Origin of the sequence: Pseudacidovorax sp. NFM-22, assembly GCF_021401245.1 — a bacterium.
Lineage (GTDB): Bacteria > Pseudomonadota > Gammaproteobacteria > Burkholderiales > Burkholderiaceae_C > Xenophilus.
The window spans coordinates 417,860-429,587 of record NZ_JACBFY010000002.1 but is presented as its reverse complement, the minus strand read 5'-3'; the positions used below and the strand labels follow the sequence as shown (position 1 = coordinate 429,587).

The following is an 11,728-nucleotide window of genomic DNA, read 5'->3' as shown; positions in this document are numbered from 1 at the left end:
TGTGCGGCGCCGCTCCCGCCGTTCAGGCAAAAAGAAACCCGCCGAAGCGGGTGAAGGCAGCCCTCGAGGGGGGGAATCAAGAGTCAGGAAGTCGGGCTGCGGATGCAGTGTGCGGCCCGATCTGGGAGGAATCTGGGGGGCCCGCCGCCCACCGGGCGAAATCCAGGTGATGCATCAGCTCGCGCAGCACCAGGATGGCGGCGGTGGAGGCCGCATCCTGCGGCAGGCCGGCGCCGGGCCGGCCGAGGGAGACCGCGGCGAACTGCTGGAAGAGCGCCTCCACGTCCTCGCGGGTGGCACCCGCGACGAGCGGCAGCACACACCCGAAGGCACCGGCCGGCCACAGCACGCGGCCGGCCGGCAGGGGCGGGTGCGGGCGCATCAGGGCGTCCTCGACGGTGTCGATGGCGGCTTCGAGTTCCACGGGCCGCGCAGGCTGGTGGCGGAAATGCGCGTCGCCCAGCGTGCGCAGGCCGAGCGGCAGGGCATGTGCCTGCAGTGCGCCGCCCTGCATCCAGGCCAGCAGGAGCCGGGTGTCGTCCAGCGTGGCCAGCACGGGCGTACCGGGATGCGGCCAGCGTGCCAGCCGGGCGGCCGTCTCGGCGGTATCGGACGCAGCGAGGGACGTCACGGTGGGGGACTCATTCATCCGCATTGCGCCACGCCAGGGCCTGGGCATAGAGGGCGTTGCGCGGCGCGCCCGTGATGTCCGCGGCCAGGCGCGCCGCGCTCTTGAGCGGCAGCTCGGCCAGCAGCAGGCGCAGCACGCGCTCGGCCTCGGCGCCGATGCCGTCGCCGTCGACCTGGGCGGGTTGCGGATGCAGCAGCAGCGCGAACTCGCCGCGCGTGCGCTGCGCGCCGGCGGCCAGCCAGTCCGCCAGGGCCTGGGCGGGCACGGTGGCGATCTCCTCGAACTGCTTGGTCAGCTCGCGGCCCACGGTCACCGGCCGCGTGCCCAGCACGGCCAGTGCGCGCGCCAGGGCCTCGATGCGGTGGGGGGCCTCCAGCAGCACCACGGCGCGCGTCTCGCCGGCCAGGACCTGCACCGCGGCATCGCGCTCGCCGGCCTTGGCCGGCAGGAAGCCCGCGAAGACGAAGGCGCCGCCGCGGGCGTCGTCATGCGCGCCGGCGGCGCTCAGCAGCGTGGTCACGCTGGACGGCCCAGGAAGGGGCAGCACGCGCTGGCCCGCGGTCTGCACGGCGGCGGCCAGCCGGGCGCCGGGGTCGCTCACGCCCGGCGTGCCGGCGTCGCTGACGTAGGCGATGCGCTGGCCCTCGGCCAGGCGCGTGATCACGGCCTGCGCGGCCTCGGCCTCGTTGTGCTGGTGCACGGCCAGCAGCTGGCTGCCGGGCCGGTCGATGCCGCAGGCGCGCAGCAGCTGGTGGGTGTGGCGCGTGTCCTCGCAGGCGATGGCATCGACCAGCTGCAGCACATGCAGCGCCCGCAGCGACAGGTCGGCCAGGTTGCCGATGGGCGTGGCCACGACGTAGAGGGTGCCCTGCGGATAATGCTGGCCGCCGGCCGCGTCGCGGGCGGCCTGGACAGCGGCGCCGAAAGAAGCAGCCGTGGGGAGGGTGTTCAAGATGGGTCTTCTTCCGTTCAAGCGGGGGCCGGTGGCGCCCCCGACCACCAAGCGCCTGGGCGATGCCGCCGAGGACGCCGCACTGGCCCACCTGCGCAAGGCCGGGCTGGGGCTGGTGGCGCGCAATTATCGAACCCCGGGCCGCGGCGGCGGCGAGGTGGACCTGATCATGCGCGAGCCCGGCGGCACGCTGGTCTTCGTCGAGGTGCGCAGCCGCTCCCGCGCCAGCCATGGCGGCGCGGGCGCCAGCATCACCTTCGCCAAGCAGCGTCGGATCATCTTCGCGGCCCGGCACTACCTCATGCGCCTGCCTTCGCCGCCGCCCTGCCGCTTCGACGCGGTGCTGGTGGAGGACGAGATCCGGTGGTTGCGGGGCGCGTTCACCGTGGAATGACCGCCAGGCGGCGCGCTTCGCGTTCCGCCGCCCGCTTTTGCAAGGGGCCAGGGGGCGCGTCTTGCGAAATGGCCCGCTCCGGCATGGGGTGCATCGGTCGTGGACGTCTCGCGGGTGTGGCCGCGACGCCTTGTTGCCAACTGGCGGGAACCTGACACGGCCGCGGCGGTCGCAGGCTGGGCCCCTTGGCCCGAAAAGCGCACGTCTATGATTCCGGACAGCATGGTTGAACAACGTCTACAACAACATTTCATCGACAGCGCCGATCTCAAATACCAGGCCGGGCCCGTGCTCAGCAAGCCGCTCGGGCTGGCCGTCCAGGCCCTGCTGGCGGGCGTGACCAGCGGCCGCAAGGTGCTGGCCTGCGGCGCCGGCGTCTCCGGTCTCCTGGCCGCCCAGTTCGCGGCCCAGTTCGTCGGCCGCTTCGAGCGCGAGCGGCCCTCCCTCGCGGCCCTGGCGCTGCCCTGCATCCCCGACGATCCGCTGGCCGACACGCGCCAGTGCGCCGATGCGGCCGGCCTGGCCCGGCAGGTGCGGGCGCTGGGCGAGGCCGGCGACGTGCTGCTGGCCATCAGCCCGCGCGGCGAGTCGGCCGCCGTGCTGGCCGCGGTGGGGGCGGCGCACGAGCGCGACATGTGCGTCATCGCCCTGACCGGGGGCGTCGGCAGCGGCGCGGGCGGTGCGCTGGGCCGGGCCCTGAGAGAAACCGATGTGCAGGTCTGCGTGCCGCATGACCGCCTTTCCCGCATCCACGAAGTCCACTTGGTGCTGCTGCACTGCCTGTGCGATGCCGTGGATGCCCAACTACTTGGTGAACAGGAGCTTTCCGCATGACCACCTCCCCGACGACGATCTTCCGACGTGGCCAGCGCCTGGCCTGCGCCTGCCTGGCCGTTGCCGCACTGGGCGGCAGCCTGGCGGGTTGCGTTCCGCTGGTGGTGGGCGGTGCCGCGGCCGCGGGCATCGGCACCCTGGCGCTGGACCGCCGCAGCTCCGGCGCGCAGCTCGACGACCAGGCCATCGAGTTGCGCGCCGCCGCCCGCATCCGCGAGATTGCCAACGACGACATGAACGTCACGGTGATCAGCTTCAACCGCACGGCCCTGCTGACCGGCACCGTGGGCAGCGAGGCCGACAAGCAGCGCGCCGGCGAGGTGGTGCGCACCGCGCCCAACGTGCGCGCGGTCGTCAACGAGGTGGTGGTGGGGCCGGCCCTCAACATCGCCCGCCGCTCCAACGACACCTACCTGACCACCAAGGTCAAGGCCTCGCTGCTGGACGCGTCCGACGTGCCCGCCAACTCGATCAAGGTGGTGACCGAGGGCGGCGTGGTCTACCTGATGGGCCTGGTCACCCGCCGCGAGGCCGACCGCGCGACCGACATCACGCGCGGCATCTCCGGCGTCGAGAAGGTGGTGCGTGTCTTCGAATTCGTGGGCGACGACGGCCAGTCCCTGCCCGGCGGCGTCGGCCCCTCGCAGACCGTGCCCGGCACCGACGGCGCGCGGGTGCCGCTGCCGCCCATGGCGCCGCTGCCAGCGCCCGCTGCCCCAGCGGCCGCACCCGCACCAGTGCCGGGCGTGGTCACGACACCGGTACGCTGATCGGCTTCTCGATGGCATCCTTATGGATGCCGAGAGCGCGGCAGGGCCGCTACGCCGTTCTCAGGCAAGTTCAGCCACGCGGTCTCCTACGCCAGCGGCACCTGTGCTTCCCAGGCGCCAACGGCCGCGGAGCAGGCCACGCCAGTGCACCCGAGGAACTGGCTTTGCCAGGCCTCGGGGTGCGCCCCCCTCCAAGCCGAAGGCGCCAGAGAGGGGGGAGCCGCGAAGCGGCATGGGGGGTGCTCTTTATTTCAACCGGGTGATCAAGCTGGAGGTGTCCCACCGGGCGCCGCCGGCCTGCTGCACGTCGGCATAGAACTGGTCCACCAGCGCCGTCACCGGCAGGCGGGCGCCGTTGCGCTTGGCCTCGTCGAGCACCAGGCCCAGGTCCTTGCGCATCCAGTCCACGGCAAAGCCGAAATCGAAGCGGCCGGCCACCATGGTCTTGCCGCGGTTGTCCATCTGCCAGCTCTGGGCGGCGCCCTTGCCAATCACCTCCAGCACCTTCTCCATGTCCAGGCCGGCACGCTGGCCGAAGGCGATGGCCTCGGACAGGCCCTGCACCAGCCCGGCGATGCAGATCTGGTTGACCATCTTGGCGAGCTGGCCGGCGCCGCTGTCGCCCAGCAGCGTGACCGCGCGGGCGAAGGCACCGATCGCGGGCTCCACCTGCGCGAACACCGCCGCGTCGCCGCCGCACATCACCGTGAGCATGCCGTTCTGCGCGCCGGCCTGGCCGCCGGAGACCGGCGCGTCGATGAAATGCAGGCCCTGGCCGCTCGCGGCGGCGGAAAGCTCGCGCGCCACCTCGGCCGAGGCCGTGGTGTGGTCCACGAAGACCGCGCCCGGCTTCATGCCGGCGAAGGCGCCCGTTTCGCCCAGCACCACCGAGCGCAGGTCGTCGTCGTTGCCCACGCAGCAGAACACGATGTCGGCGCCGGCGGCCGCCTCGCGCGGGGAGGGGGCCGAGGCATGGGCGGCGCCGAATTCCTGCACCCAGGCGGCCGACTTGGCGGCGTTGCGGTTGTAGACGGTGACGCGGTGGCCCGCGGCGGCGAGGTGGGCTGCCATGGGATAGCCCATCACGCCGAGGCCGAGGAAGGCGACGGCGCGGGCCGGGACGGCGGCGTAGGACTTGGGGTGGAAGGAGGGGGAGGGTGTGCTCATCCCCCGAGCTTAGCGGCGCTGCGCGGCCTGCGGTGCCTCCGGCCTCGTCAGACCACCGACAGGTGCTCGGTGCCCGAGCTCAGGTCGCGGCTGCGCGCGCGCTGGCTGTGCAGCTTGATCTGCAGGCGCAGGTCGTTGGTGGAGTCGGCGTTGCGCACGGCGTCCTCGTACGAGATGGCGTACTGCTCGAACAGGTCGAACAGCGCCTGGTCGAAGGTCTGCATGCCCAGGTTGCGGCTCTTGCGCATCACTTCCTTCATCTCGCCCACCTGGCCCTTGAAGATCATGTCGGCGATCAGCGGGGTGTTGAGCATGATCTCCACCGCCGCCACGCGGCCGCGGCCGTCCTCGGTGGGCACCAGCCGCTGGGAGATCATCGAGCGCAGGTTGAGCGACAGGTCCATGAGCAGCTGCTCGCGCCGGTCGTCGGGGAAGAAGTTGATGATGCGGTCCAGCGCCTGGTTGGCGTTGTTGGCGTGCAGCGTGGCCAGGCACAGGTGGCCGGTCTCGGAGAAGATGATCGCGTTCTCCATGGCCGTGCGGTCGCGGATCTCGCCCATCAGGATCACGTCGGGCGCCTGGCGCAGGGCGTTCTTGAGCGCCGTCTCCCAGCTGTCGGTGTCGATGCCGATCTCGCGCTGCGTGACCACGCAGTTCTTGTGCGCGTGCACGAACTCGATCGGGTCTTCGACGGTGACGATGTGGCCCTGGGTGTTCTCGTTGCGCCAGTCCAGCATGCCGGCCAGCGTGGTCGACTTGCCGGAGCCGGTGGCGCCCACCACGATCACCAAGCCGCGCTTGGTCATGGTGACTTCCTTGAGCACCTGCGGCAGGTTCAGCCCGTCGATGGTGGGTGGCGTGGTCGGGATGGTCCGCAGCACCATGCCCACGCGGCCCTGCTGCACGAAGGCATTGACGCGGAAGCGGCCGTAGCCGGCGGGCGAGATGGCGAAATTGCATTCGCGCGTGCGCTCGAACTCCGAGGTCTGCCGGTCGTTCATCAGCGCCCGCGTCAGGGCCAGCGTGTGCTGCGGCGACAGCGGCTGCTGCGAGATCTTGACCACCTTGCCGTCGATCTTCACGGCCGGCGGGAAGTCGGCCGTGATGAACAGATCGCTGCCCCCGCGGCTGACCATGAGTTTCAACAGGTCGGTGATGAACTGGCTGGCCTGATCGCGTTCCATGGTGGCTCCAGAAAGGTGGGAATGGGGGACGGGCGGGACGGCAGCGGGGGCGCCCCAGGGAAGGGAGGAAGGGCGCCGTTCGGGGTCAGCCTGGGAAATTCTCGGGCGTCTTGGCCTTGCCGCGGGCCTCGGCCGCGCTGATGACCCCGCGCCGCACGAGGTCGACCAGGCACTGGTCCAGCGTCTGCATGCCCATGCTCTGGCCGGTCTGGATGCTCGAGTACATCTGCGCCACCTTGGCCTCGCGGATCAGGTTGCGGATGGCCGGCGTGCCCAGCATGATCTCGTGCGCCGCCACGCGGCCGGCGCCGTCCTTGGTCTTGCACAGCGTCTGAGAGATCACGGCCTGCAGCGATTCCGACAGCATCGCCCGCACCATCTCCTTCTCCTCGCCGGGGAAGACGTCGATGATCCGGTCGATGGTCTTGGCGGCGCTGGAGGTGTGCAGCGTGCCGAACACCAGGTGGCCCGTCTCGGCCGCCGTGAGCGCCAGGCGGATGGTCTCCAGGTCGCGCAGCTCGCCCACCAGGATCGCGTCCGGGTCCTCGCGCAGCGCCGAGCGCAGGGCGTTGGCGAAGCTCAGGGTCATCGGCCCGACCTCGCGCTGGTTGATCAGGCACTTCTTGGACTCGTGCACGAACTCGATCGGGTCTTCCACCGTCAGGATGTGGCCGTATTCGGTCTCGTTGAGGTGGTTGACCATCGCCGCCAGCGTGGTCGACTTGCCCGAGCCGGTCGGCCCAGTCACCAGCACCAGCCCGCGTGGCTTGAGCGCGAGCTCGCCGAAAATCCGCGGCGCATTCAGCTGCTCCAGCGTCAGCACCTTCGACGGGATGGTCCGGAACACCGCCGCGCAGCCGCGCTGCTGGTTGAAGGCATTGACCCGGAAGCGCGCCAGGCCCTCGATCTCGAACGAGAAGTCGATCTCCAGGAACTCCTCGTAATGCTTGCGCTGCGCGTCGTTCATGATGTCGTACACCATGGCATGCACTTCCTTGTGCTCCATGGGGTCGAGGTTGATGCGGCGCACATCGCCATGCACGCGGATCAGCGGCGGCAGGCCGGCCGAGAGGTGCAGGTCCGAGGCCTTGTTCTTGACGCTGAATGCCAGCAACTGGGTGATGTCCACGCGCGACCTCTCTAGACTTCGTGACGTTTTGAAACGGTTTCAGCAATTATGACTACGACGAGTGAGCAGCTCCAGCAGGTTCATGCACGGATCGTGCGCGCCTGCGAGGCGGCCGGCCGCGATCCGGCCGGCGTGCGGCTGCTGGCCGTCTCCAAGACCTTCGGACCCGAGGCCGTGCGCGATGCCGTGGCCGCCGGCCAGCAGGCCTTCGGTGAGAACTATGTGCAGGAGGGGCTGGACAAGATCGCCGCCCTGGCCGACCTGCGTGACCAGCTGGAATGGCACTGCATCGGTCCGCTGCAGAGCAACAAGACGCGGCCGGTGGCCGAGCAGTTCGACTGGGTGCACAGCGTGGACCGGCTCAAGATCGCCCAGCGGCTGTCGCAGCAGCGGCCGCCGGGGCTGCCACCGCTGCAGGTCTGCCTGCAGGTCAACATCGACGGCGGCGCCAACAAGTCGGGGGTGACGCCGGAGGAGACCCTGGCGCTGGCGCGCGAGGTGGCGGCGCTGCCGCAGCTGGTGCTGCGCGGGCTGATGGCCATTCCCGAGCCGCAGCCCGACGACGCCGCCGAGCGGGCCGTCTTCGCCCGGGTGGCCGATCTGGCGGCCCGGCTGCGCCATGCGCTGGGGCTGCCGCTGGACACCCTCTCGATGGGCATGAGCGCCGACCTCGAATCGGCCATCGCCGCCGGCAGCACGATGGTGCGCGTGGGCACCGCCATCTTCGGCGGCCGGCCGCGCGCCGGGGCCGCCGCCGCGCCGGCCGCCTGAGGCAGGGCCGGGCGGCGAGCCGGCCGGACTGATCGAGCGTCCGATCGCCCGATCCCCCCGCCTTGCCGCTCGCGCATAAGGTCCGTCGCCGGCGGCATGGCCCCTGGCGCGGCGCGGTCGGGCGGCCTATCGTCGCGGCCATCCGCACCACCGAGGCCTCCTCACCATGCAGCAGTCCAGCGAACTCTCGTACGTCCACCCGTCCTCCACCAGCCCCTGGGGCACCTACCTGTCGCAGGTCGACCGCGTGGTGCCCTACCTGGGCCACCTGGGCCGCTGGGCCGAGACCCTCAAGCGTCCCAAGCGGGCGCTGATCGTGGACGTGCCGATCGAGATGGACGACGGCACCATCGCCCACTTCGAGGGCTTCCGCGTGCAGCACAACCTCTCGCGCGGGCCGGGCAAGGGCGGCGTGCGCTTCCACCCCGACGTGACACTGGAGGAAGTGATGGCCCTGTCGGCCTGGATGACCGTCAAGTGCGCGGCCGTCAACCTGCCCTACGGCGGCGCCAAGGGCGGCATCCGCGTCGACCCCAAGAAGCTGTCGCAGAAGGAACTGGAGAAGATGACGCGCCGCTACACCAGCGAGATCGGCCTCATCATCGGCCCCCATTCCGACATCCCCGCGCCGGACGTCAACACCAACGGCCAGATCATGGCCTGGATGATGGACACCTACTCGATGAACACCGGCTCGACCGCCACGGGCGTGGTCACCGGCAAGCCGATCCACCTGGGCGGCTCGCTGGGCCGGGTCAAGGCCACGGGCCGCGGCGTGTTCGTCACCGGCCGCGAGGCGGCGCGCCGCCTGGGCCTGCCGCTGCAGGGTGCGCGCGTGGCGGTGCAGGGCTTCGGCAACGTGGGCTCGGTGGCGGCCGAACTCTTCGCCGACGCGGGCGCCAAGGTGGTGGCCGTGCAGGACCACACCGGCACGCTGGTCAATGAAGGCGGCTTCGACATGCCGGCGCTGATGGCCCATTCGCGCCGCACCGGCGGCATCGCGGAATTCGGCGCCGGCGAGCAGGTGGACAACGAGGCCTTCTGGGACGTGCCCACCGACATCCTGATCCCGGCCGCCCTGGAAGGCCAGATCACCGCCGAGCGCGCCCGCCGCATCACGGCCCGCCTGGTGCTCGAAGGCGCCAACGGCCCCACGGTGCCGCAGGCCGACGACATCCTGGCCGAGCGCGGCGTGCTGGTGGTGCCCGACGTCATCTGCAATGCCGGTGGCGTGACGGTCTCGTACTTCGAATGGGTGCAGGACTTCTCCAGCTTCTTCTGGACCGAGGACGAGATCAACCAGCGGCTGGACCGGATCATGGTCGGCGCGCTGGAGCACATCTGGCACAAGGCCGACGAGCACCACATCCCTTTGCGGACGGCCACCTTCGCCGTGGCCTGCGAGCGCATCCTGGCGGCGCGCCAGGATCGCGGGCTTTATCCATGACCCACCCCGTTTGGTTTTCTCGCTGCGTGTAGAAAACCAATCCCCCTCCAGGGGCGCACCCCTGGGCCCGGCAAAGCCGGTTCCCAGGGTGCGCTGAAACGTCGTGTCCGGGGGCGTCCTGGCCCCTCTCCCCTTGTGCGGGAGAGGGGTGGGGGAGAGGGGGCGCATGCATCGGAGCAGCCTTGACGCATGGCGGGCGCTGTCCCCCTCTCCCCCGCCCTCTCCCGCGAGGGGAGAGGGAGGAACCACCGCGTCGTGTGCGCCCATCCAAGCCGTGTGCGCCCCTGTACGCCACGCGCCCGCGGGCGGGAACCGTCCTCGTGCCGGGGCGTCCAAGCCACGCCCTGGCCGTCGGCCGGGCGACACTTGCGGGATGACGACGATGCGAACAAAAGCGGGGCGCGGCTGGAGCGCCGTGGGGATGGTGGTGCTGGCAGCCGCGCTGGCCGGCTGCGGCAGTGCGTTGAAGCGCCACGGCGGCAAGGACCTGGCGACCGAGGACTTCGAGGCGACCAACACCCACACCCGCATCTACGACGCCACGGTGGCCCAGACCTGCGAGGCCGCGCGGCGGGCGCTGCTGAGCCAGGGTTACATGATCACGGCCGCGGCGGCCGAGCAGGTGACGGGGCGCAAGAGCTTCCAGCCCGAGGGCGAGGTGCATGTGGAGGTCGAGTTCCGCGTGGTCTGCGCCCAGGAGCAGGGCGACAACGGCCAGCCCGCCGCCATCGCCTTCGCCACCGCGGTGCAGGACCGCTACGGCCTGAAGAAGGTCAACAACTCGGCCAGCGTGGGCGTGGGGGCCTTCGGCTCGCTGTCGCTGCCCTTCACCTCCAGCGATGACGCGATGGTCAAGGTCGCCAGCCAGACGCTCACCGACGACCGCTTCTACGAGGGCTTCTACGCCCTGCTGGAGCGCTACCTGGCGCGGACCGAACCGGCGGTGGCCACGCCCGTCACCGAGGGCTCGGTGAAGCCGGCGCCATCCCCCCGCTAGCCGGCGTGGCCAGGGCATCGGCCAGCGCGTCGATGCCGAAGGGCTTGCGCAGCCATTGCGTGTTGGCAGGCAGCTCGCGCGGAGAAGGCCGGCCGGTGGCGAAGATGATGCGTACCGGATCGCGCACGCCCAGCGCCTCGGCCAGCTCCAGCCCGGACAGCGCAGGCAGCCCGACGTCGATCATCACGACGTCGAAGGCGCCGTCGAGGTAGCGGTCGCGCGCGGTCTCGGCGCTGCCCACCCCGGTCGCCCAATGGCCCAGCAGCTTCAGCATCTCCAGCGTGGTCTGCAGCACGTCGGGATCGTCTTCGACGACCAGGACGCGCAGGGCAGAACCAGGGGGAGCGGCGGATTCGGGCATGGATGAGGGCGGGCGCAGCAGGGGTGGACCGACTATGGGCTACCCGCGACATTCACTGTCGCCCGGGCGGTCGACGAAGCGTGTAGGAACAACGCCCTTTGTCAGCAGACGTGACGCGGACCCTCAGCCGCGCGTCAGGGTGGACTTGCCCAGCAGGCTTTCGATGAGTTCCACCGCGATCTCCGCACTGCGGTTGCGCACGTCCAGCGCGGGGTTGAGCTCCACGACGTCCAGCGAGCCCAGGCGGCCCGTGTCCGCGATCATCTCCATGCACAGCTGCATCTCGCGGTAGCCGGGCCCGCCGCGCACGCCGGTGCCCACGCCGGGCGCGACGTCCGGGTCCAGGCAGTCGATGTCGAAGCTCACGTGGAGGTGGGTGTCCTCGTCCATGCCGTGCAGGGCCTCGGTCATGGTGGTGCGCATGCCGTGCTCGTCGATGTGGCGCATGTCGAAGACCGTGAGGCCGAGTGTGCGGATGGCATCGCGCTCCGCCGCGTCGACGCTGCGGATGCCGATGAAGCGCAGCGCCTCGGCCTGCAGCGCGCCGGGCGTGCCGCTCCAGCCCGTCAGGGCGGCTGGCCCATGGCCCAGCAGGCAGGCGACCGGCATGCCATGGAGGTTGCCGCTGGGCGAGGTGGCCTCGGTGTTGACGTCGGTGTGCGCATCGAGCCACAGCACCCGCAGCGTCTTGCCACGGCGGCGTGCATGCCACGCGACCGCGCTGATGGCGCCGACCGCCAGGCAGTGATCGCCGCCCATCAGCAGCGGCAGCTGGCCCAGGCCCAGGGCCGCATCGACCGCGTCGTAGACGCTGCGGTTCCAGGCCACGGCCTCCTTCAGGTGACGCAGCCCGCCCTCGGGCGTGCGCCAGGGCGTGGCGGGGCCGGCCAGGTTGCCGCGGTCGACCACCGTCAAGCCCAGGCGCGCCACGCATTCGGCCAGGCCCGCCACGCGCAGCGCGTCGGGCCCCATGCCGCAGCCGCGGACACTGGCGCCCACGTCGGTGGGCGCCCCGATCAGGGCCACGGTGGTGGCCGCGGGGCGGGCGTCGGGGGCGGAGCGGGCTTGCATCCAACCAGTCTAGATACGGT

General features: G+C 71.1%; 13 protein-coding genes. 6 read left to right on the top strand and 7 right to left on the bottom strand.

Translation table 11 applies throughout. The annotated features are described in order from the left end of the window. Positions 1-76: 76 nt before the first annotated feature. Together L0984_RS07740 and rsmI are read right to left on the bottom strand one after the other, a co-directional pair. Positions 77-631, bottom strand: coding sequence for a hypothetical protein (locus L0984_RS07740; protein ID WP_234193139.1), 555 nt, complete (start codon positions 629-631; stop codon positions 77-79). Between the two features lie 10 nt (positions 632-641). Beyond that, positions 642-1,583, bottom strand: coding sequence for a 16S rRNA (cytidine(1402)-2'-O)-methyltransferase (gene rsmI / locus L0984_RS07735; protein ID WP_234193138.1), 942 nt, complete (start codon positions 1,581-1,583; stop codon positions 642-644). A gap of 1 nt (position 1,584) precedes the next feature. On the opposite strand from rsmI, the gene L0984_RS07730 reads away from it, so the two are divergent. The 3 genes from L0984_RS07730 to L0984_RS07720 all read left to right on the top strand — a co-directional run bounded on the left by L0984_RS07730 (position 1,585) and on the right by L0984_RS07720 (position 3,581). Beyond that, positions 1,585-1,977: a YraN family protein gene (locus tag L0984_RS07730; protein WP_234193137.1), complete on the top strand. Its 393-nt coding sequence runs from the start codon at positions 1,585-1,587 to the stop codon at positions 1,975-1,977. 222 nt (positions 1,978-2,199) lie between these two features. Next, on the top strand, positions 2,200-2,811 hold the full coding sequence (locus tag L0984_RS07725; RefSeq protein WP_234193136.1) for an SIS domain-containing protein: 612 nt from the start codon (positions 2,200-2,202) through the stop codon (positions 2,809-2,811). Next, positions 2,808-3,581 (top strand): BON domain-containing protein, encoded by a 774-nt coding sequence (locus L0984_RS07720; protein WP_234193135.1) that lies wholly within the window; start codon positions 2,808-2,810, stop codon positions 3,579-3,581. The genes L0984_RS07725 and L0984_RS07720 overlap by 4 nt, the downstream gene beginning before the upstream one ends. Positions 3,582-3,827: 246 nt before the next feature. Here L0984_RS07720 and L0984_RS07715 read toward each other — a convergent pair whose 3' ends face one another. The 3 genes from L0984_RS07715 to L0984_RS07705 form a co-directional block, all read right to left on the bottom strand. Beyond that, on the bottom strand, positions 3,828-4,748 hold the full coding sequence (locus L0984_RS07715; RefSeq protein WP_234193134.1) for an NAD(P)-dependent oxidoreductase: 921 nt from the start codon (positions 4,746-4,748) through the stop codon (positions 3,828-3,830). A 47-nt stretch (positions 4,749-4,795) separates the two neighbouring features. Continuing rightward, positions 4,796-5,932 (bottom strand): PilT/PilU family type 4a pilus ATPase, encoded by a 1,137-nt coding sequence (locus L0984_RS07710; protein ID WP_234193133.1) that lies wholly within the window; start codon positions 5,930-5,932, stop codon positions 4,796-4,798. An 85-nt stretch (positions 5,933-6,017) separates the two neighbouring features. Then, complete coding sequence (locus tag L0984_RS07705) at positions 6,018-7,061, bottom strand: type IV pilus twitching motility protein PilT (RefSeq protein ID WP_234193132.1); 1,044 nt, start codon at positions 7,059-7,061, stop codon at positions 6,018-6,020. Between the two features lie 48 nt (positions 7,062-7,109). Between L0984_RS07705 and L0984_RS07700 the strand changes: the two genes are divergently transcribed. The 3 genes from L0984_RS07700 (at position 7,110) to L0984_RS07690 (ending at position 10,276) form a co-directional block, all read left to right on the top strand. After that, positions 7,110-7,832, top strand: a complete 723-nt coding sequence (locus tag L0984_RS07700; protein WP_234193131.1) for a YggS family pyridoxal phosphate-dependent enzyme — start codon at positions 7,110-7,112, stop codon at positions 7,830-7,832. Between the two features lie 166 nt (positions 7,833-7,998). Beyond that, positions 7,999-9,279, top strand: a complete 1,281-nt coding sequence (locus tag L0984_RS07695) for a Glu/Leu/Phe/Val family dehydrogenase (protein ID WP_234193130.1) — start codon at positions 7,999-8,001, stop codon at positions 9,277-9,279. A 382-nt stretch (positions 9,280-9,661) separates the two neighbouring features. Beyond that, positions 9,662-10,276: a DUF2242 domain-containing protein gene (locus L0984_RS07690; protein ID WP_234193129.1), complete on the top strand. Its 615-nt coding sequence runs from the start codon at positions 9,662-9,664 to the stop codon at positions 10,274-10,276. Here L0984_RS07690 and L0984_RS07685 read toward each other — a convergent pair. Together L0984_RS07685 and rocF are read right to left on the bottom strand one after the other, a co-directional pair. Next, positions 10,236-10,637 carry a response regulator gene (locus tag L0984_RS07685; protein WP_234193128.1) on the bottom strand — a complete coding sequence of 134 codons (402 nt, stop codon included), beginning with the start codon at positions 10,635-10,637 and terminating at the stop codon, positions 10,236-10,238. The two genes, L0984_RS07690 and L0984_RS07685, sit on opposite strands and share 41 nt — an antisense overlap. 123 nt (positions 10,638-10,760) lie before the next feature. Then, on the bottom strand, positions 10,761-11,708 hold the full coding sequence (rocF, locus tag L0984_RS07680) for an arginase (RefSeq protein WP_234193127.1): 948 nt from the start codon (positions 11,706-11,708) through the stop codon (positions 10,761-10,763). Between the last annotated feature and the right edge of the window lie 20 nt (positions 11,709-11,728).

What these genes read in the sequence shown, in the direction of transcription:
- L0984_RS07730 (WP_234193137.1), top strand. Translation starts at nt 1,585, where the DNA reads ATGGGTCTTCTTCCGTTCAAGCGGGGGCCGGTGGCGCCCCCGACCACC.
- L0984_RS07725 (WP_234193136.1), top strand. Translation starts at nt 2,200, where the DNA reads ATGGTTGAACAACGTCTACAACAACATTTCATCGACAGCGCCGATCTC.
- L0984_RS07720 (WP_234193135.1), top strand. Translation starts at nt 2,808, where the DNA reads ATGACCACCTCCCCGACGACGATCTTCCGACGTGGCCAGCGCCTGGCC.
- L0984_RS07715 (WP_234193134.1), bottom strand. Translation starts at nt 4,748, where the DNA reads ATGAGCACACCCTCCCCCTCCTTCCACCCCAAGTCCTACGCCGCCGTC.
- L0984_RS07710 (WP_234193133.1), bottom strand. Translation starts at nt 5,932, where the DNA reads ATGGAACGCGATCAGGCCAGCCAGTTCATCACCGACCTGTTGAAACTC.
- L0984_RS07700 (WP_234193131.1), top strand. Translation starts at nt 7,110, where the DNA reads ATGACTACGACGAGTGAGCAGCTCCAGCAGGTTCATGCACGGATCGTG.
- L0984_RS07695 (WP_234193130.1), top strand. Translation starts at nt 7,999, where the DNA reads ATGCAGCAGTCCAGCGAACTCTCGTACGTCCACCCGTCCTCCACCAGC.
- L0984_RS07690 (WP_234193129.1), top strand. Translation starts at nt 9,662, where the DNA reads ATGCGAACAAAAGCGGGGCGCGGCTGGAGCGCCGTGGGGATGGTGGTG.
- L0984_RS07685 (WP_234193128.1), bottom strand. Translation starts at nt 10,637, where the DNA reads ATGCCCGAATCCGCCGCTCCCCCTGGTTCTGCCCTGCGCGTCCTGGTC.
- rocF (WP_234193127.1), bottom strand. Translation starts at nt 11,708, where the DNA reads ATGCAAGCCCGCTCCGCCCCCGACGCCCGCCCCGCGGCCACCACCGTG.